The organism is Vibrio sp. ER1A (assembly GCF_000733315.1).
GTDB lineage: Bacteria > Pseudomonadota > Gammaproteobacteria > Enterobacterales > Vibrionaceae > Vibrio > Vibrio mediterranei.
Window position 1 is genome coordinate 142,539 of record NZ_JPJA01000092.1, and the last position, 18,855, is coordinate 161,393.

General features: G+C 46.5%; 31 protein-coding genes, 1 other RNA gene and 1 pseudogene. 32 read left to right on the forward strand and 1 reads right to left on the reverse strand.

Translation table 11 applies throughout. The annotated features are described in order from the left end of the window. Positions 1-213: 213 nt before the first annotated feature. Entirely contained in the window at positions 214-933 is a 720-nt protein-coding gene (locus HW45_RS30025) for a LexA family transcriptional regulator (RefSeq protein ID WP_235225507.1), read from the reverse strand. Between the two features lie 187 nt (positions 934-1,120). Between HW45_RS30025 and HW45_RS19235 the strand changes: the two genes are divergently transcribed. The 32 genes and pseudogenes from HW45_RS19235 to HW45_RS19380 all read left to right on the forward strand — a co-directional run. Beyond that, on the forward strand, positions 1,121-1,354 hold the full coding sequence (locus HW45_RS19235; RefSeq protein WP_038228996.1) for a helix-turn-helix domain-containing protein: 234 nt from the start codon (positions 1,121-1,123) through the stop codon (positions 1,352-1,354). Continuing rightward, positions 1,354-3,354 carry a transposase domain-containing protein gene (locus HW45_RS19240; protein ID WP_038228997.1) on the forward strand — a complete coding sequence of 667 codons (2,001 nt, stop codon included), beginning with the start codon at positions 1,354-1,356 and terminating at the stop codon, positions 3,352-3,354. The genes HW45_RS19235 and HW45_RS19240 overlap by 1 nt, the downstream gene beginning before the upstream one ends. Positions 3,355-3,389: 35 nt before the next feature. Continuing rightward, positions 3,390-4,337, forward strand: a complete 948-nt coding sequence (locus tag HW45_RS19245; RefSeq protein WP_038228999.1) for an AAA family ATPase — start codon at positions 3,390-3,392, stop codon at positions 4,335-4,337. A gap of 7 nt (positions 4,338-4,344) precedes the next feature. Continuing rightward, on the forward strand, positions 4,345-4,554 hold the full coding sequence (locus tag HW45_RS19250) for a hypothetical protein (RefSeq protein WP_152559694.1): 210 nt from the start codon (positions 4,345-4,347) through the stop codon (positions 4,552-4,554). Beyond that, positions 4,551-4,862, forward strand: a complete 312-nt coding sequence (locus HW45_RS19255; protein WP_081875860.1) for a hypothetical protein — start codon at positions 4,551-4,553, stop codon at positions 4,860-4,862. The genes HW45_RS19250 and HW45_RS19255 overlap by 4 nt, the downstream gene beginning before the upstream one ends. A 10-nt stretch (positions 4,863-4,872) precedes the next feature. Next, entirely contained in the window at positions 4,873-5,490 is a 618-nt protein-coding gene (locus HW45_RS19260) for a DUF3164 family protein (protein WP_038229003.1), read from the forward strand. A gap of 10 nt (positions 5,491-5,500) precedes the next feature. Beyond that, a complete protein-coding gene (locus HW45_RS19265; protein WP_038229005.1) occupies positions 5,501-5,773 on the forward strand; it encodes a hypothetical protein in 273 nt (90 codons plus the stop codon). Continuing rightward, positions 5,766-5,984, forward strand: a complete 219-nt coding sequence (locus tag HW45_RS19270; protein ID WP_038229006.1) for an ANR family transcriptional regulator — start codon at positions 5,766-5,768, stop codon at positions 5,982-5,984. Before HW45_RS19265 ends, HW45_RS19270 begins: the two co-directional genes overlap by 8 nt. Beyond that, positions 5,977-6,213 carry a hypothetical protein gene (locus HW45_RS19275; RefSeq protein ID WP_038229008.1) on the forward strand — a complete coding sequence of 79 codons (237 nt, stop codon included), beginning with the start codon at positions 5,977-5,979 and terminating at the stop codon, positions 6,211-6,213. Before HW45_RS19270 ends, HW45_RS19275 begins: the two co-directional genes overlap by 8 nt. A 153-nt stretch (positions 6,214-6,366) precedes the next feature. Beyond that, positions 6,367-7,044: a DUF2786 domain-containing protein gene (locus tag HW45_RS19285; protein ID WP_038229012.1), complete on the forward strand. Its 678-nt coding sequence runs from the start codon at positions 6,367-6,369 to the stop codon at positions 7,042-7,044. Position 7,045: 1 nt separating this feature from the next. Then, positions 7,046-7,117, forward strand: an RNA gene (locus HW45_RS28995) — hammerhead ribozyme type II. Between the two features lie 20 nt (positions 7,118-7,137). Further along, positions 7,138-7,374, forward strand: a complete 237-nt coding sequence (locus HW45_RS19290; protein WP_038229014.1) for a hypothetical protein — start codon at positions 7,138-7,140, stop codon at positions 7,372-7,374. Positions 7,375-7,382: 8 nt separating this feature from the next. Beyond that, positions 7,383-7,913 carry a gp16 family protein gene (locus HW45_RS19295; RefSeq protein ID WP_038229015.1) on the forward strand — a complete coding sequence of 177 codons (531 nt, stop codon included), beginning with the start codon at positions 7,383-7,385 and terminating at the stop codon, positions 7,911-7,913. An 82-nt stretch (positions 7,914-7,995) separates the two neighbouring features. Continuing rightward, entirely contained in the window at positions 7,996-8,397 is a 402-nt protein-coding gene (locus HW45_RS19300; protein ID WP_038229016.1) for a Mor transcription activator family protein, read from the forward strand. A gap of 10 nt (positions 8,398-8,407) precedes the next feature. Next, positions 8,408-8,587 (forward strand): hypothetical protein, encoded by a 180-nt coding sequence (locus tag HW45_RS19305; protein WP_038229017.1) that lies wholly within the window; start codon positions 8,408-8,410, stop codon positions 8,585-8,587. 1 nt (position 8,588) lies between these two features. Further along, positions 8,589-9,086, forward strand: a complete 498-nt coding sequence (locus tag HW45_RS19310) for a hypothetical protein (protein WP_038229019.1) — start codon at positions 8,589-8,591, stop codon at positions 9,084-9,086. Positions 9,087-9,147: 61 nt separating this feature from the next. Continuing rightward, positions 9,148-9,570 carry a DUF5675 family protein gene (locus tag HW45_RS19315; protein WP_038229636.1) on the forward strand — a complete coding sequence of 141 codons (423 nt, stop codon included), beginning with the start codon at positions 9,148-9,150 and terminating at the stop codon, positions 9,568-9,570. 2 nt (positions 9,571-9,572) lie between these two features. Continuing rightward, positions 9,573-9,848 carry a hypothetical protein gene (locus tag HW45_RS29000; RefSeq protein WP_081875861.1) on the forward strand — a complete coding sequence of 92 codons (276 nt, stop codon included), beginning with the start codon at positions 9,573-9,575 and terminating at the stop codon, positions 9,846-9,848. Continuing rightward, positions 9,821-10,411 (forward strand): hypothetical protein, encoded by a 591-nt coding sequence (locus HW45_RS19320; protein ID WP_038229021.1) that lies wholly within the window; start codon positions 9,821-9,823, stop codon positions 10,409-10,411. Before HW45_RS29000 ends, HW45_RS19320 begins: the two co-directional genes overlap by 28 nt. After that, positions 10,408-10,638, forward strand: a complete 231-nt coding sequence (locus tag HW45_RS19325) for a TraR/DksA family transcriptional regulator (RefSeq protein ID WP_038229022.1) — start codon at positions 10,408-10,410, stop codon at positions 10,636-10,638. The genes HW45_RS19320 and HW45_RS19325 overlap by 4 nt, the downstream gene beginning before the upstream one ends. Then, on the forward strand, positions 10,625-10,924 hold the full coding sequence (locus HW45_RS19330; RefSeq protein ID WP_038229024.1) for a DUF2730 family protein: 300 nt from the start codon (positions 10,625-10,627) through the stop codon (positions 10,922-10,924). Before HW45_RS19325 ends, HW45_RS19330 begins: the two co-directional genes overlap by 14 nt. 8 nt (positions 10,925-10,932) lie before the next feature. Then, complete coding sequence (locus tag HW45_RS19335) at positions 10,933-11,226, forward strand: VpaChn25_0724 family phage protein (protein WP_038229026.1); 294 nt, start codon at positions 10,933-10,935, stop codon at positions 11,224-11,226. 10 nt (positions 11,227-11,236) lie between these two features. Further along, positions 11,237-11,815, forward strand: coding sequence for a DUF3486 family protein (locus HW45_RS19340; RefSeq protein ID WP_038229028.1), 579 nt, complete (start codon positions 11,237-11,239; stop codon positions 11,813-11,815). Then, the gene (locus HW45_RS19345) at positions 11,815-12,006 is read left to right on the forward strand and encodes a hypothetical protein (RefSeq protein ID WP_051868231.1); all 192 of its coding nucleotides are present in this window, start codon (positions 11,815-11,817) and stop codon (positions 12,004-12,006) included. The genes HW45_RS19340 and HW45_RS19345 overlap by 1 nt, the downstream gene beginning before the upstream one ends. 2 nt (positions 12,007-12,008) lie before the next feature. After that, positions 12,009-12,140, forward strand: coding sequence for a hypothetical protein (locus tag HW45_RS30200; RefSeq protein ID WP_268745558.1), 132 nt, complete (start codon positions 12,009-12,011; stop codon positions 12,138-12,140). Continuing rightward, the gene (locus HW45_RS19350; protein WP_038229032.1) at positions 12,130-13,695 is read left to right on the forward strand and encodes a terminase family protein; all 1,566 of its coding nucleotides are present in this window, start codon (positions 12,130-12,132) and stop codon (positions 13,693-13,695) included. Before HW45_RS30200 ends, HW45_RS19350 begins: the two co-directional genes overlap by 11 nt. Then, positions 13,692-15,251, forward strand: coding sequence for a DUF935 domain-containing protein (locus HW45_RS19355; RefSeq protein WP_038229034.1), 1,560 nt, complete (start codon positions 13,692-13,694; stop codon positions 15,249-15,251). Before HW45_RS19350 ends, HW45_RS19355 begins: the two co-directional genes overlap by 4 nt. Then, entirely contained in the window at positions 15,244-16,023 is a 780-nt protein-coding gene (locus HW45_RS19360; RefSeq protein WP_081875862.1) for a phage head morphogenesis protein, read from the forward strand. Before HW45_RS19355 ends, HW45_RS19360 begins: the two co-directional genes overlap by 8 nt. Before the next feature lie 314 nt (positions 16,024-16,337). Next, on the forward strand, positions 16,338-17,312 hold the full coding sequence (locus HW45_RS19365) for a phage protease (protein ID WP_038229037.1): 975 nt from the start codon (positions 16,338-16,340) through the stop codon (positions 17,310-17,312). Positions 17,313-17,409: 97 nt separating this feature from the next. Beyond that, complete coding sequence (locus HW45_RS19370) at positions 17,410-18,210, forward strand: Mu-like prophage major head subunit gpT family protein (protein ID WP_235225509.1); 801 nt, start codon at positions 17,410-17,412, stop codon at positions 18,208-18,210. An 85-nt stretch (positions 18,211-18,295) separates the two neighbouring features. Next, entirely contained in the window at positions 18,296-18,544 is a 249-nt protein-coding gene (locus tag HW45_RS19375; RefSeq protein WP_038229039.1) for a hypothetical protein, read from the forward strand. A gap of 2 nt (positions 18,545-18,546) precedes the next feature. Continuing rightward, positions 18,547-18,855: pseudogene (locus HW45_RS19380) on the forward strand (hypothetical protein); the annotation flags it as partial.

Below are 18,855 nucleotides of genomic sequence, written 5' to 3' on the forward strand. Positions count from 1 at the left end.
ACAATACTGTGTTATAGAGTGTTAAGGTAGGTTATAAGTGGTTAAAGTCAGTTGGGACAAGGGGTTGGGCTCGAATAGCTTGGCCCCTTTTTATGTTTCGATGAAATTTATGAAATGAGCAATAAATCTGAATCGTAATGTTTTACCCTGTTAAATTGAGCACTAAAGCAAATGGCGAAACGTAGCTTTAAAACTAGTTTAAAGATTTAAATTTTAATCTCCAATGTCTTTAGCGATGTGAACTACTTGACCAACTACTTCAAACTGATGTTGATCTTCCTTTGGTATGTCTAAAGGGCTATAGAAGCTGTTGTCGCTAATTAAGCGCCAGGTGCCTAGCATGCTTTGATAACGCTTCACAAATAGCTCATCACCGTTCCTGAAGATATATATATGACCATCCGATGGTTTGTTTCTGCCTAGGTGTACCACCAACGTATCATTGTTATGTATCGTTGGCTCCATGCTGTCACCCTTGGCCCAAACGATCGCTAAGTCTTTTTCGTTAAACCCTCTGTACTTCAACCATTTACGCCTAAACGCCAAATGTCTCGTTGGTTCTAGCTGATCAGGGTTTAATGAGCCATGTCCCGCAGATACCTGAATTCGATAACCAGGTATGAGAGCAAATTCAGAATCCAAGCTAGAGGTTAAGTAAGATGCTCTACTATCCATCATTACTGGCTCGTCATCACCTGTAGACAGCCACTGTATGGTGACCTTCTCCATATCAGCAATATGCTGTGCTAAATTTAAATTTGGCACAGACCCTTTCTTCAAATATGCGTTCAGAGTCGATGGGCCAATACCCCAATCCTCAGCTGCTTGCCGAATAGTTCGGCCTTTCATCAGTATCTCGAACCTATCTGCTAATGATCCTTTTCCATCCGCTTGAATCAGATCTATAGAAGAATCAGTACCTTTTTTGTCCATTTGTCTTAAAACCCTTTTGCTATATGGCTTTGTTCAAGCTCCACACATTCAGTTCTAAAAAAAGAAAAAGATCTGAATTTAGATATTGACAAGAACTAATATTAGATCAAGAATTTAAATCAGGAACTAAATACAGTCATTTAGTGCATGTCATAAAGACAGCATGGTACCAAATTAAGGACGCAGGATGGAAATTAAATCAGATATGCCTTCAGCTCTCATTGTTGCGCACCTGAAGCTTAACGGTTGGAGCCTTTCAAAATTGGCACAACACCATGGATACCACCGTGGGACGCTAAACAACGCGCTCCGAGCCCCTTGGCCTAAAGGTGAGCGCCTCATTGCAGACGCTCTAAATATGGAACCAGAAGAAATTTGGCCTAGCCGCTATCTAGATGCTAAGAGCAAAGGAGCTGCGTAATGTACTTCACTGCTAAAGAGCTAGCTGGTGTAGTTGGTATGCCTAAGCTAGAAAGAAACTGCCTTACCAAGCTAAACAAACTCTTTGAGGAAAATGGCCTAGAAGAGTCACTAAAACGCAAGCGTTCTGGTAGTAAAGCTTTTGAATATCACATAAGTATTTTATCACCAGCCACCCAAGCAGCTTTGTATAAGCGTGAAGGGAAAATCCAAGTTGGTGATCAAGTATTCAACCTTCCATCAGAAAAAAATCCCAAAACGTACTGCCGTGAGGCTCTTTGGGCTCGTTGGAGTAAAACCAACAACGCTGCTAAAGAGAAAGCTCAACAGGCGCTGCGCACTGTTCAAGCCGTGCATGCTTTGCGCAAGAACGGCATCAAATTAATGGACGCTTACGAATCTGTTTCAGAAGAGTATGGCGTGGCACTTTCAACACTTCGCCGCAGCTGCGCGAAGGTGAAAGGCATTGATGAATGTGATTGGGCTCCAGCTCTGCTACCCAAGCACTTTGAAGTAGCACAAACCAAGAAGGCAAAACAATTTGCTTATATCACGCCGGATGCGTGGGAGTTCTTCAAGTCGGACTACCTAAGTCTAGAACAGCCCACCATGACAGCCAGCTATGAACGCCTAAAAGATGCCGCTGTGCATCACGGCTGGAAAGTGCCGAGCTTGAAGAGTCTAAGCCGCCGTCTTGAACACGAAGTACCAATTCAACAACGAGTTCTATTACGTGAAGGCGAACATGCTCTGCACCAAATGTTCCCACCGCAAGAGCGTACTGTTGAAGGGCTTCACGCCTTGGAATGGATTAACGGCGATGGTTACCAACATAACGTTTTTGTTCGTTGGTTCAATGGTGAAATTCTTCGTCCTAAAACGTGGTTCTGGGCAGATGTATACAGCCGAAAAATCGTGGGTTGGCGTTGTGACCTGAGTGAAAACACAGACAGCATTCGCTTGTCACTGATGGATGTGTGCGAGAAATACGGCATTCCTAAAGAGATCACACTGGATAACACCAGAGCAGCTGCCAACAAGTGGATGACAGGTGGCGTACCTAATCGTTATCGCTTCAAGGTTAAAGAAGATGATCCTCTAGGCATTATCCCAATGCTGAATATCAAGCTGCATTGGTCAAGCGTGATTCTGGGCAAAGGTCATGGTCAGGCGAAACCTATAGAACGTGCGTTTGGTGTGGGTGGCATTGAGGAATACATCGATAAACACCCTCTTTGTCGAGGTGCCTATACGGGCCCGAATCCTATGGCGAAACCTGACAACTACGGTAGCAAGGCGATTGATGCGGAAGACTTTCTAAACGCAATAGCTCAAGGCGTAGAAATGTATAACGCCAAAGAAAACCGAAATACAGAAATCTGTAAAGGGTTTATGAGCTTTAACCAGGCATTTAATGCCAGCTATGAATCAGCCCCTATTCGTAAAGCGAGTTCTGAACAGCTTCAGATGATGATGTTGCAAGCTGAAGCAGTGCGTGTTTCTCGCCATGGGACGATTTCACTGGATGCAGGTGGAAGTTTAAAAGGACGCAAGAACCGTTACTACCACGACTCGATGATGAATTACATCGGTCAAAAGCTCGTGGCTCGATTCGACCCTCTCAAGCTGCATGACTCTGTAGAAATTTACACCCTCAACGGGGTGCGAGTTTGTACTGCGGACTGTCTTGAAAAAGTGGGCTTTGGCGATACGCAAGCTGCTCGTGAGCACAAACGTAAACGCACTCAATTTACCAAAGCTAATAAAGCAGCAGCGCTGGCTCAAACAGAAATGGATGCATTGGAGGTTGCCGCCATGATGAAGCCGCTGGAGGAAGAAGTCATCCCTGAGACCAAAGTGGTTGAGCCATTTAGACCAATATCCATCGGTAATACCGCTCAGCAAGTTCAAGTCGATCATGACATCGATGAAGACTACGAAAAGAACTTCAGTGAGAGCGTTGCCTACTTGATGGAACAGCGCAAGAAGAACCGCCTTTAAACCGAATTTAAACATCGAACAAACGGAGAATAACTATGACAAGCAACGTCGTCACCCTTGGCAATAGTGAAGCCAAAAGCACAGACACTCTTATGCGAGTGAAAGCGTTGACAGAATCCAAAACGGTTCCTGCTTCGCAGATAGCGAAAGAGATCAGCGTTTCACCTGCCACCCTGAGTCAGATTTTGAATGGTTCATACAAAGCTGACCCGTCAAAAATGATCGACAAGCTAGAGAACTGGCTGCGCATGCGAGACCAGCGCAATGCTACTCCGAGTGTTAACCCTGGCTTTGTTATGACGCAGACCGCGAAACGAATTACTGATGACCTGACCTACGCCCAAGTGACTGAATCCATCGTGGTTATCTTTGGCGCATCCGGTGTGGGGAAATCTGAAACCCTGCGTGAGTACAAACGCAATAACAACAATGTCTGGATGATTACAGCCAGCCCAAGCCGCTCAAGCCTGACAGAGTGCCTTTACGAACTTGCAATGGAACTGGGCATGGATGATGCGCCGCGTAGAAAAGGCCCTTTGTCACGTGTGATTCGAAACCGTCTTATGGGAAGTGAAGGCTTAGTCGTTATCGATGAAGCCGATCACCTTGATTATCCAACGTTGGAAGAGCTGCGCATTCTGCAAGAAGAAACCGGAATCGGCATGGTTTTGGTTGGCAACAACAAAGTCTACACGCAGCTGACGGGTGGACGTCGAAACGAAGATTTTGCGCGTCTGTTCTCTCGCATTGCCAAGAAGCGCGGCATCCACAAAACCAAATTGGCAGACGTTCGCGCCATTGCCGATGCCTGGAATGTCAATGGTGAAGCTGAACGCAGTTTGATGGTGCAAATCAGTGAGCGCCCAGGTGGTCTTCGACTACTCAGCAAAACCCTAAAACTGGCGGCCATGTTTGCTAAAGGCCAAAGCATCAATGAGCAAGTGCTGCGTAAAGCGTTTGCTGAACTGGAAACCAATGAGTGAGGTGGTTATGGGAATAATTGAAAAAAGCACAGAGCAAGTTCAAACAACTCTTGGTAAAGCGAGCGCATGGATTAAAGACGAAAGCGGCATTGTTTTCAAATTTGATCGTGTTGCTCATAGCGTCAACGGCAGCGTGAACTTAGACCAAATGAGACCCGATGAGTGCCTACTCGCACCTGGCCTTATATACCGATTTGACGAGGGACTTAACCAATGATGAACCCGCATGAAAAACAAATGGCTGTTCTGACCGCACGAGGTCGATTGACCTTAGCTGACTGCTTTATTTTGCGAGTCAATTACGCGCCAGCGATTCCGGTTATAGAGATTACAAACCCGTCACAAAAGCTTATCGATAAAGCGGTAGCGGTGATGGAAATGCGCCACGGCACATTGAACAAAATGTTCGTGGCTCGCTTTAACAAATGCCTTGTTCGTTGGTGGTCTGGAGAGTGTCAGCAATACGTTGGCAACACAGTTATCAACTCACAAGAAAACAAATATGCAAATCCAACTTACCAATAAGAGAAAGAACATGACTAACCAAACCCAACTACCTGAAGGCTTTCGCACTAACGCACAAGGCCACTTAGTACCGGAAAGCCAAATCAAAGACATCGACAAGCTACGTGATGATGTCGTGCTGCAAATTGTTGAATCTGCTAAAGCAACGCAAGCTGCGATGGCAACCTTCAAAGGTGAAGCAATGGCTCAAGTTGCGGACTTTGTAGACCTAAGCTCTGCCGAGTTTGATGTGAAATACGGCGGTACAAAAGGCAACGTCACACTGATGTCATTTGATGGCAAATACAAGATCCAACGCTCGATTGGTGAACACCGAGTTTTCGATGAGCGCATTCAGGCTGCAAAAGCAAAAATTGACGAGTGCATTACCCGCTGGTCTGAAGGCTCTAGCGACCAAATTAAGGCGTTGGTTGAGCTGGCTTTTCGCGTCAACAAACAAGGTCATATCGATGTCAATCAGGTGCTCTCGTTACGCCAATTAAATATTGATGATCCTGATTGGCTTGAAGCAATGGACGCTATCGCGGACTCAATACGTGTGGTTGGTAAAACCCCATACCTGCGCATCTATGAACGTCATGGTGATGGTCAATACAAACAAATTGCTCTCGATATCGCGAAGCTGTAACGGGGTAACTATGGAAGTACCGACTCGTTATGGACACATCACTGTCACCCGTCATGCGATTGAACGCTGGCGACAAAGGGTTGGACGCAACGAGTGGGATTTGATTGGGGCGGTGCTTAAGGCTCGCCGCCCTACCAAAAACCAACTGCGTCGGATCATGAAACAGGAAGCTGGCTGGCAACCAAAACGAATTCTTGAATGTGAGCATGCCTACTTCCTTCTTAGAAACAACCACATCGTGACCGTTTACGACAAACGGAATGGAGAGCATCACTATGTTTGAATCGAATTTCTATATGGATGCTGCGACCAAAGCTGCCCATGCAGAGAGAACAGGGGCATTTACTTATGCGGAGCAACTTTGGGAAAGCGCTGCCTATTCTGCGGTGAGCAAACTCAACCGTCATTGGGCGCAAGCTAGAGCGGATTTTTGTCGCCGCCAATATGACCTTAGTCAAATCGAAAACTGGGAACAGGAGGTGGTCAATGCTTAACGAACTGCAACGATCATTTACCACACCTCATAGCTTCAGAGCATTAGAGCGCGAAGTCGAAATGGCAGAAGCACTTATTGAGCGCGATGGCACGGCGTTCCCAGATGCCTGCTTTGAAGAGGGTTATATCGCAGCGCTGAGATTTGTACTTAACCGTCAAGGTTCAAATGTGAGAGAGGAATTTGAGGGATTGATGGATGAGCTCAAAAACAAAGGTGAAGCGTCCTAACCAACTAATCAAGTACATCATGGCCCATCGTCGATGCGACCAACAAGAAGCAGAAACATGGGCAGATAAACATTGTGGGGATTGGCGAAATACGCCACTCCCCAGGGCTAAAAGAATTGAATCTATTTCGAGTAATGAGAAGGAATGGGACTAATGAAAAATAAGGTATTGGATAAAATCAAAAAGTTATTGCGGTTAGCTAAATCGAACAATGCTAACGAGGCTGCAATAGCGTTATCTCGCGCTCAAAAGCTCATGTTGGAGCATGGCATTGAAAGTGATAACCCCGCACTAGCTGGAGTCAATGACCATACGGTGGATGTACTATCAAAAGCGAAAACCCCTACCAAATATCTAGGTGTCTTAGTTCATTCAATTTCAAAAGCATTTGGTTGTGAATGTTACTTTCAACCTACGTTCACACATATGGAAGTGGTGTTTATTGGTCACGATGAGCGCCCGAAAATTGCGGGATATGTATTCACAGTTCTTGAACGTCAGTTAAGTAGGGCTCGCAAAGAGTTTATCGATAGCTTAAGCCGCCGAATGAAAAAGCAAAACAAAACCAAAAGAGCCGATCAATTTTGTGAAGGATGGTGTATTGGTGTTCATCAAAAAATCGAATCATTTGCTTTATCAGAAAAAGAACGGACTGAGCTGATGACATTCAAGAATCAGATAAGTGACTTGTCACCATGCTCAGCTCGTGAAGCGAAAGGTAACGGTTCGATAGCTGATGAATCGAGGTTTAAAGGCTACAAAGCCGCCCAAAGCGTCACGCTTAATCACGGAGTTAATGGGCAAGAAACGGCAAAGATAGAAGCTTATTAGCAAGCGAAACAAGCGAGGGTATCCCTTGCTTGTCTGTCTGGTGTGGTTGCCAGGCACTGATGAGCAGCCAATTTTCATCATGAGGAGGGTTTTATGTTTGGTGAATACACACCGCTAATGAAGCCTGGTTTATTACAGCGTCGATTAGCAAATGGAAAAGCCATTCTGGATGAGTGCTTAGGGCTTCAAAAGTATTGTCCTCATTGCCAGGAATACTGGCCTCAAGACACCCTTTTTTGGACGCCAGCAACCAGAGAGCCTGATGGCCTTCAGACATGGTGCAAGGCTTGTCAGCTTGAATACAAAAATGCCAAACGCAAAGCGGCTTAGGAGGGAGTATGTCTAATCTACTCAAATTAATTCAAATCGGTAAGCGTGATCTTGTAATGGATGACGATGTGTACCGCGATATGTTGGAGCAAGAAACAGGTCAACGCAGTGCTAAGAACTTGAGCCAGTGGCAACTGAGTAAAGTGCTTGAACGCATGAAAGCGCTAGGCTTCAAACCAAAACATAAATCAACTAAGAACGGGAAACCAAGAGCGCCAGAAGTTGGAAAGATAAAAGCGATTTGGATCACCATGCATAAACAAGGATTTGTGCGCAATGGAAGTGATGCTGCTATTGATGCTTACGTCCGTCGAATGACTACACGTATGAATGGTCGAGGTATCGAACGAGCAAACTGGCTTAGATCACATCAAGCGGCTGAAGTGTTGGAGTCTTTAAAGAAATGGCATTACCGATTAATGGCTGAAGTAATCACTTCTAAAGGTAGTCGATTACCCACAAATGACGACTGTACTGGCCCAGCTGGCTACAGTAAGTTAGCCATTTTTTATGAAGATAATTACCAAAAAACGACTTAACATGCCCACGATATGAACCTTGTCATATACTACCAACACCTCGCAATGCGGGGTGTTTTTGTATTTACGGGAGGGCACAGTGATGAATACTGAAGAGAACGGCGATCTATTTGGCTATGCCAATGTCAGCCTTGAGGAAGTTGAGAAGCTGGCAGATAACGAAGAAGCGCAACGTTGGCCTGAAGCTATGCGCCAGATTTACGCCATGTTCAAAGATGAACTGGTGAAAAGTAAGGCAGACCCTAAGCTTGCCGTTATTCTGTTAAATCGAATCTGTAAGGAGTTCGGTGGTGTTCAATTGTACCTTCCCCGTGGACGACAGCTTGAATCTGAGATTATGAACCTTTCTATTTGGCATGAGTTTAAAGGTGATAACGTGGAAGAGCTGTCACGTAAATACGACAAGAGTATGCAGCATATCTATCGAGTAGTTGCTAAAATGCGCAAACGTGAAATAAAGAATAGACAACCAGATTTGTTTTAAGGAGAAAAGAATGACCATATTTGACTTGCTTGTAGCAATAATAGTTGGATTTATAACAGCATTTCCAATTTGCCGAATAGCAAAAAATCAGGGAGTTAAGGCCGACTGGTGGGTGATGTTAGTATTGGCTTTAATACCTGTCATCCAAATACCATATTTATATTGGATAGCCTTTAAAAAGGGACAATAGTATGAGTGCCACTAATAAAAAAGATCTACAGTACTCATTTTCTCACTTCGCTTCTATCTTTGACATCCCCTCCGATTTAAGGCAGAAAATGGAATCGATTATTTGGGATAACATCAACAACAAAAGAGTCGCAGTGAAAAAGTTGGAAGCATTACTTCCTAATACATGGACATCTCAATCTGCACAAGATGCCTTAATTGCTCGCGGTGAACGATTTCCTTACCTTAAAGAGCAATTAAATTTCATTGTTGGGAAGATTATTTGTCTGGCTCATATCAACCGCCAGTTCAGGGATGCCACCAATACAAAATCTGCATTACCTTATCTAAAAATTGAACAAGGCCCAACAATAATTGAGTGCCCTATACACTCCAGCTTTTTTGGAAAACTGTATGAAGTTAGCGATGACTTTTGGTCGAACTACCCTGTAGGGAAAGACATAGATTGCAGTTGTACCGTACGTGGTGTTACCAAGTACGAGTTTAATAATTCACATTAATTCATCTATCGCCTAAATAAAAAGCACAATCAGCTTAATGTCACTGTTAACTGGTTGTGCTATGAAAACCCTCACATTACATCGTAACTACTTTCCTCATGGCGTCTTTTCTTATCTGTGTGATGAGAACGGAAATGCCATTCTTAAAACTATCGAGCGCCCTTGGAAAAACAACCAAGCGGGCATTTCTTGTATCCCAGAAGGCACTTACGACCTATTGCCTCATAACAGTCCGAAGTTCGGCAAGTGCTACGCCTTGGAAGCACCAACTCTTGGCGTGACTCGATACGGCCCTTCGCAACGCACTCACATTCTTATCCATGCTGCAAACCGAGCATCTCAACTTGAAGGATGTATTGCACCAGGCATGGACTTTGGTGTGGTGAATAATGAATGGGCGGTTATCAATTCAGGCACGGCCTTCGATTATTTTATGGCTCACCTTGGTGGTGAAAAAGCCAAGCTTGTTATTCGTCGAGCGTAACCATGGGCCGCAATTGGGAATACTCAAAACAACAGGGGCGCAAGATGCGCCTCGATGCTGAAATGCAAGCGTTCAAACATGACGTTCCTGTCTCAAGTGTTCCCCCACTATTTAGCCACGATGCCACCATGCAAAGTTATTTCGAAAAGGCGTGGAGTCGTGTTTCTCAAAATGAAATCAACCGTCACCTTGGTTTAGCCAAAACGCCGGAAGGCAATGACTTGGTCTCAAAAATTAGGAGCTTTAGAGAATGTCACTTTCACTCATCGCGGGGGTAGCCTCGCTCGCAATGGAATATGGCCCTGCGGCTATCCGTGGTATCTCATCGATGTTTGGTGGAAGTGAAACCGCCGACAAGGTAGCCGATGCGGTTGAAAAAGCCGATGCCATGTTTGGTGCCACGAAGGAACAAAAAGAGATGGCAGTGACTCGTCAATTACAAGCCCTGCCGCCAGAGTCCTTAGTGGAGCTTGAGAAGATTAAAGTCGAGCTGGAAAAACAAAAGACCCGTCGTATGGAGTTAGAGCTTGATGATAAGCAAGCCGAGCACCATGAGACTCAAACCACTATCCGCGCTGGTGACAGTGCTGAAGATGAATACGTTCGTCACACTCGACCTTGGGGTTGCCGCCTCAGCCTTTATGCTGCGATTGCTTACATCTTTCTGTTCGAAGTCTTAGAGGCGTTTAGTAAAGGTACAGGTGCGAACTGGGAAATTGCGGCTGGATTAATGGCCCCGTTCCTCACCTATCTTGGCTGGCGAAGCGCAGATAAGCGTGGAATGACACCAGGCACGGGCTCTATGGTCAGTGATGCACTTAAGGCGGTAAAGCGTAAATGACAGACCAGTTTGATAAAGCCCAAGAGCTTGAAACCACTTTCAGAGAAAAAGCGATCGCTCATCATCGAAGCCGCCAAACAGAGCAGCCAGACGAAGATGAGCATGGAAATCGATATTGTCTGAGCTGTGGTGGAGAAATTCCACCACAAAGAATGAAAGCGATACCCAATGCGGTTCGCTGCGTCAGTTGTCAATCACTAAGGGAGCCAGTGTATGGAGTGGCTTAAGGAATACTGGGCTTTGATTTGGGCAGCGGTGCTGACGTTATCGCAGATTGCCAACATGCTGTTGACAAAAACGTTCGCCCGAAAAGAAGACCTTGAAAAAGTGAGGCGCGACGTGGATGAACTACAAGCGAAAATTGACCAGCTACCTACGGATGAAGAAGTGAATCGCCTTCGTCTGGAACTGTCGGAAATGCGAGGTGAGCTGAAGGAGCTTAGAGCTGAACTTAAGCCCATCAATCACCTTTCTCAACTGCTTTTAGAACAACGTTTAAATGACGATAAATAGGAATTTATATGGCCTTTAAAGACTTATTAGAAGAAGACCAACGCCTTCTCATTCTGCGTTCTTTATTTGAGATGACGGGATACGATGCCAATGAATCTATTCTGGATTCCATCCTAGATACCTATGGTCATAAAGTGAGTCGTGACCAGGTTCGTACACATCTCCATTGGTTAGAAGAGCAAAGACTCATTACATTACGTAATGTCTCTGATTGCTTGATTGCCACTTTAACCGCTCGCGGTGAAGATGTTGCCACGGGTCAATCTATTGTTCCTGGCGTCAAGCGCCCACGCGCACGTTAAGGAGAGCGGTATGGTTAGACGTAAACGCACCTTATCTAAGATTGATTTGCTTCCTGAAGATATTCGCCAGTCTCTTAATATCTGGCTTCGTGGCGGGTCGATGTCACAGACAGATGCTCTTGCGGCTATTCATGAATTAATTGATGAAGCCGGGTTGCCTGAGAATGCTAAACCAAGCTACACATCGTTAAATCGCTATGCAAGAAGAATGGAAGACATTGGTGCGCGTCTCCGCCAGTCTCGTGAAGTAGCAGAAGTGTGGGTATCTAAATTAGGGGAAGCACCAACATCAGACGTTGGTCGGCTATTGCAAGAATTCGTCCGAACGATGGCGGTAGAAACTTCAGTTAAGCTCATGGAAAACGCAGACAAAGACGATGAGATTATTCCGCCAAAAGCACTGAATCAGCTAGCGTTGGTTGTACAGCGTATCGAGCAGGCATCAATGATGAGCCTAAAAGTGGAAAAAGAAATTCGTGAAGCCTTTGCACAAGAAGCTGCCGAACAAGCGGAGAAGATTGTGAAGCAAGCTGGTATCACGGCCAAGACCGCAGAAGATATTAAGAAACAAATATTGGGGATCGCATAGTGAGCAAGCCAAACATCATCAAGTATTTCCGTTATGAGCACTTACCACCTCACCTTAAAAAAGTGAGTAAGCCATTTTCAGATGTGGCTGAGTTTATGGTTGAAACGCTCCCAGATAACGAAGAGCGCGAAGTGGCACTGCGTAAGTTGCTCGAATCGAAAGACGCTGCCGTTCGAGCGCGTGTGGAGTAGACATGGAGCTTCCTCTTTGGTTGATTTACTTCTTTTTGATTTGCCTTGCTGCTACAGCAGGGCTGTTTGTTTGGTCGGTGGGCATCATTTACCAACTGTTTATAGAGGTGGAGAGTAATCGTGATGAATACTGAGAAGTACGATGAAAACGATGTGTTGCTTCCCTACCAGAAACGATGGGTAGCGAATGAATCACCACTAAAGATAGCGGAAAAAAGCCGACGGACGGGTATCACCTGGGCGGAAGCATCTGATGCGGCATTGACCGCTTCAAAGTCTCGAAGCGCTGGGGGCACAAACCACTTCTATGTGGGCTCAAACAAAGAGATGGCACGTGAATTTATTGATGCAGTCGCCATGTGGGCCAAAGCATTCAATTACGCCGCCAGCGATGTCCAGGAAGAAGTGTTTCTCGATCAAGATGGTGACAAGGAAATCCTTACCTTTGTGGTGAACTTTGGTTCAGGGTTTAAGGTGCAGGCATTATCAAGTAATCCTTCTAACCTACGTGGTATGCAAGGTAATGTGACCATTGATGAAGCCGCGTTTCATGAAAGGCTGGCAGAAGTATTAAAAGCCGCACTCGCTTTGACTATGTGGGGCGCAAAGGTGCGCCTTATCTCTACCCACAACGGTATAGAAAACCTTTTCAATCAACTCATCATTGATAGCCGCGCAGGCAAGAAGCGCTACTCCATTCATACCATTACGCTTGATGATGCGTGCCGAGATGGACTTTACAAGCGTATCTGTCAGGTAAAAGGGATGACCTGGAGCGTTGATGCTGAAGAGAAATGGAAGTCAGACTTATTGAGAGATACCGCCACGGAAGAAGACGCCCTGGAAGAGTATTTCTGTGTCCCTAAAAATGGCGGTGGAGCTTACATTAGTCGCAGTCTTCGCGAACGTGCGGCAAGTTTAGAAAGCGCTAAGGTGGTTCGCTTTACTGGCTCGATGGCCTTTAACAGCGCAGGTGAAGCTGAGCGCATGCGTGAGATGCAAGAGTGGCTGGTTGAACACGTTGGCCCCTTACTCAAAGCCTTGCCTGGTCACCTACGTCATTCACTGGGTGAAGACTTCGCACGTAGTGGTGATTTAACGGTCTTTGCTCCGGTGACAGTTGAGGATGATACCCGCCGCACGGTACCGTTCTTAGTCGAGCTGGCGAACGTACCATTTAAGCAGCAAGAGCAAGCCCTTTACTATATCTGTGATCGCCTTCCTCGTCGTGATGGTATTTTTCTCGATGCACGAGGTAACGGTCAATATCTCGCAGAACAAGCGCATTACAAGTACGGGGAAGAAGTTCAGGAAGTCATGCTTTCTGTCGCTTACTACCGTGAGAACATGCCAAGGTTCAAAGCGGCCTTTGAAGATGATGAGCTCAAGCTGCCAAAACATGAAGATGTGATCACCGACCTGGGGCAAATCCAAATCTATCGTGGTGTGCCTGGTATTGATGACAAACGGACCACAGGCAGTGATGGCAACAAGCGACATGGTGATAGTGCGATTGCGATTTTCCTTGGGTTCTTAGCCTCTAAAGCTGACCTTACCCGTTATGAACTGCACACCATTAAAGCCAGTGGTGATGAAACGCACCGCTCTTTCTATGCCACCGCAGAAGAAAACAACCGATTTGACGACATGCCACACCAAGACTTGCGTGGCAAAGGAATTCGATTATGACCCAAATACTAGACGCCAAAGGCAACCCAATTAAGCCAGATAAGACCGTCCTGGCGGAAGACATCGCCAAGGCATACACCACGAGCATTCGTAACCCAAGACCTGCCAGTGTTGCCAACAGCATCAACCCTCAACGTTTGGCGGGATTGCTGCGAAGTGTTATCGATGGCAACAACCCTGAAGATTACATGACATTGGCTGAAGAGATGGAAGAGCGTGATTTGCACTATGCAGCCCAGCTGCGCACACGCAAGCTAGCCGTCGCGGCCATTGCACCGACTGTCGTTGCCGCCAGTGAAGACAAAGCCGATTTGGAAATGGCCGAACGCGTTCGCGCCATTATGGATGATGACCAAATTCCAGAGCTGTTTTTTGATCTGCTTGACGGTTTGGGTAAAGGGTTATCAGTGGTGCAAATCCTCTGGGATACCAAAGCGACCCCATGGAAACCGGAAGACTATAAGTGGGTAGATCCACGTTACCTGCGCCAGGACAGTGACACACTACAAGAAATTCTACTCATCAGTAATGATGCCCCAAGTGGTGAACCATTAGAGCCTTACAAGTTTATGGTGCATACCCCTCGATCCAAATCTGGCAGCGTTTGGCGCAATGGTCTGGCGCGTTTAGTGGCGGTGATGTATATGCTCAAGTCATTTACCGTGCGTGATTGGTGGGCATTTGCAGAGGTGTTTGGTATCCCTGTTCGCGTGGGTAAGTATGGGCCTAACGCAAGCCCTGAAGACATCAGTACCTTAGTCAATGCGATTGGGCGTATTGCCAGTGATGCAGGTGCTGTGATCCCCGAATCGATGAAGCTGGAGCTGATTGAAACGGCGAAAGGCAATGGGGGTAACACCCTGTTTGAGAACATGGCCCGTTGGTGTGATGAGCAAATCAGTAAAGCGGTCTTAGGCCAAACCATGACGGCAGATAATGGCAGCTCTCAATCTCAGGCTAATGTACATAATGAAGTGCGTATGGACATTGCTGAGTGGGATGCCCGTCAGCTCCAGTCCTGTATCAATGAATATTTAGTTAAGCCTTACATTATCCTCAATTGGGGTGTACAAACGCACTACCCGAAAGTGCGTATCAAAATTCCTCAACCAGAAGATTTGAAGATGCTGGTTGATAGCATTACGCCTTTGATTGATCGCGGTTTGAAAATCTCTGCATCGAGCGTTCGTGAGAAGTTTGGTTTATCAGAGCCCGATGAGAATGAAGAAGTGCTGATGCCTACTTCGGCAATCCTAGCGCAAACCATGCCAGCTGCCATGAACAGCCAGCGTAGCCGACTGGCGATAAACCGCGTCAGTAAAACGGCAGACGCTGAGATGAATGAGTTAACCGATGAAGCCATGGATGAGTGGGTGGAAGTCGGGGCCGAGTTTATGAATCCCATTATTAAGTTGGCGTCAGAGTCAGACAGCTATGAGACTTTCTTAGCCCAGCTGCCGAGCCTACAAGATGAATTAGGCGCAGAGCAGTTCACTGAGCAGATGGCGCAGTTTATGTTCCAGATGCGCGGCTATGGGGACGCCAAAGATGCCTAAAGATATTGTGCCCAAAGAGTCACTGGAGTGGTTCAAAGCGAAAGGCATTGAACCAGGCTTTGATTATCGTGACGTTTGGAATGAAGAGCATGCGAATGCTTTCACCGTCGCTAAGATGCTCAATGCTGACTTGCTGGTTGAAGTTAAGGCAATCGTTGAAGAGGCCATTGAACAAGGGCAGACGTTCGAGCAGTTTCGTGATGTCCTCAAGCCTTTACTGGTTGAGTCTGGTTGGTGGGGCATTCAAATCATGGATGATCCATTGACCCAAGAATCCAAGCCAGTGCAACTGGGCAGTGAAGGTCGGATACGTACCATTTACAACACCAACATGCGCACGGCCCGTGCAGCAGGTCAATGGGAACGCATTGGACGAACCAAACGCGCGATGCCTTATTTGCTCTATCAGCTTGGCCCTTCCATGGAGCATCGTATTGATCACGTGAGATGGAAAGACACACTACTGCCTGTAGATGACCCATGGTGGAACCAGCACATGCCACCGAACGGTTGGGGATGTAAATGCTGGATACGACAAGTTTCTCAATTTGAGGCCGACAAGCTGATCGCTTCCGGTAACGTCTCGACCACTGCACCAGAGGATGGTACCAAGCAGTGGATAAACAAGCGAACGGGGGAAGTGGAAGTCTTGCCAGAAGGGATTGAACCAGGTTGGAATTACAATCCTGGTAAAGCCCGTCAGGAAGCGATGCAAGCTGACCTTACAAAGAAAGAAGCGAAAATGCGCCAAACGCTCTCTAATGGCTCTTAGTGCCTTTACGGCTGCAATGACTCGTCTTAAAATCTTCTAATCAATCTGGAGCGATTTAAACAGGGTTTAAACATGGTTTGGTGATGTGTTTTAGCTCTGTTTGTTGCTCTGTGCTTGCCAAGCCGCAATTTTTCGGTACTCTTTAAAACCTTACCAAGGCTTTTTTGCCAATCACAATATCCTTTCAATAGAGCAACTGAGGTTAATTTATCTTGGTTGCTTTTTTTTCGCATTCTTAACTCCACGAAACGAGTTCATACCAGCCCATCCAAAGCAAGGAGGTTGTTATGTAGTTCTGATTTTTGGAGCGAGCAATGAAGAAAACCTATCTGGCTGTGTGCTTTAACCTTTCACAAACGGTGATTGACGGTTTAGGCAATGAGCAAGAAACCAACACGGTTTGGATTCCAATGATCCCTGCTGGAGAAGCCAAAGGCCGAGATGGCCGCACTTGGATGAACAGCAATCCTGACGGCATCGTTGACGCTTTCAATGCCAAGCTGCCTTTTGATGTGGAACACGCCACGGAAATCAAAGCCCCTGAAGGTGAAGAAGCCGGAGCTTATGGGTGGATTCTCGCCCTTGAAAACCGTGATGGTGAAATCTGGGCTGAAGTGGAGTGGAATTACCAAGGCCGCTGGCTCATCGAAGATAAGCGTTACCTTTATTACTCCCCTGCCTTTCATTACGACTCTGATGGCGTCATCACTGCGATGAGCAGTGCTGGCCTGACGAACAAACCTAATTTTTATGTGCCAGCCCTTAATCGAGAAGAGGACGAAATCATGAAGCTTCCAAAGCTTATTCGAGAGGCGCTAGGTCTTGGTGAAGACGCAACCGAGCAAGATGCTTTGGTGGCGATCAACTCTGTCAAGGCTGAGCGTGATGTTGCCCTAAACCGCAAGCAACAGCCCGACCTTAACAAGTACGTTCCTAAAGAAACGTACGAAATTGCGCTGAACCGCGCAACCAAAGCGGAAGGTGAGCTGGCTGATATTGCCAATCAGGAAATTGACGCTCTGGTTCAGTCTGCGGTGGACGAAGGCAAAGTGGCCCCTGCGAACAAAGAGATGTACATCGGTCTTTGCCGCACTGAAGGTGGCATTGAGCAGTTCAAGCAGTTTGTGGAGACTGCACCAGCGATTGCGACCAACACGCAAAAGCAACCACCAAAAGATAAAGATGGCAATGTGAAGCTCGAAGAGCACGAAGTTGCTACCTGCCGCAAGATGGGTATTTCTCAAGAAGATTACCTGAAGCAAAAAGAAATGCTGAGTCAAGGAGAATAATCAATGGCTACTGAAGCACAAATCCTAGAGGCACTCTTTGTCTCAATGTCTACGGCCTACACAAGGTGTTAATGCAGCTTCGCCACAATGGAATAAAGTGGCAACCGAAGTACCTAGTGCAGGTGCCGCAAACTATTACGGCTGGCTAAAAGACTTACCTGGCATCAAAGAATGGGTGGGTGATCGTCAATTGGCGGATATCGGCAAACATGGCTACTCCATCGAAAACAAAACGTGGGAAAGCTCAATTGCGGTTAAACGCGAAGATGTGGAAGACGACCAGATTGGTATGTATTCCGTCATTGCCCGTAAGTACGGCGAAGATGTGGCTTACTTCCCAGATACGCTGGTCTACAAGCTGCTTTCAGATGGCTTCACAACCTTGTGTTATGACGGTCAGAACTTCTTTGATAGTGACCACCCGGGAGAAACCACGCCAGCAAGCACCTTCTCTAATGTGGTTGGTGATCCTGCAACAGACACAGGTGAAGCTTGGTTCCTGCTGGATACCTCAAAGGTTATCAAGCCAGTGGTCTATCAGAACCGCCGCGCATTCAACTTCAAAAACATGAACCCAAGCGAAGAGTATACCTGGTTCAACAATAAGCTGGCGGCAGGTGTCGATGGTCGCTGCAACGTGGGCTACTCCTTCCCTCAGCTGGCAATTGGTTCTAAAGCCGCGCTGAACGAAGCGAACTATGCCCTGGCTAAAAAACAGTTGCTCGAAATGATGCGTGCTAACGGCACTCGTTTAGGCACTCGTGCAACAACGTTAGTGGTTGGCCCAGCTAATGAAGCCGCTGCTAAGAAGTTGATTAGCCGCATGCTGATTGATGGTGGTGATTCCAACATCTACTACAACGACGTTGAAATTGTTGTGAGCACAGAAGTCGAGTAATCGATAAAGCGTAAAGGCTTATCAGCCGTAAGGCGATGACGGGCTGGCGGTGAACATTCACCGCCACGCTATAGCGGAGAACATCATGACCACAAGAGTTGAACTAAACCCTGATACCTGGACGGAGATTTCAAGTGCTGCCGCTGGGTATATGGATAACGAAGGTCAGAGCATCGTGAAGTATCGCGTTGAAGATGCGCCCCCTTCAGATGCTGAGACATGGGGACATAAGCTTGATCTTGAAAAAGGCATTGGTTGGTCACGTGCTGTTGCCAAACCTATTTATGGCCGCACCGTGACTCAAAAAGGCTTCGTCATTGTGACTGAGGGGTAAGTATGTTTTTCGATGGCCCACCACTCATTGCGCAGAGCGCACCGCCAGCACCAGAGTCTGTATTGCTTATGCGTGCTAGCTATGTGACTCAAGATGCAAACGATCTAAAGCAAACACTGGCTGCCAACAATACACCTGAGACTATCCAGTTCAATCAGATCCCTTTGGCCTCCCCAGACTTAACACTGGATTTAGCCACTGGAGAAGTCACTGCATTGAAGGATTTCAATGGGATGGCAAGCCTGAATGTCTCAATTCTTCGTGAGCTTTCCGGTGCTGGAAACACTGACTGGGGCGTGCGACGTGAAGTC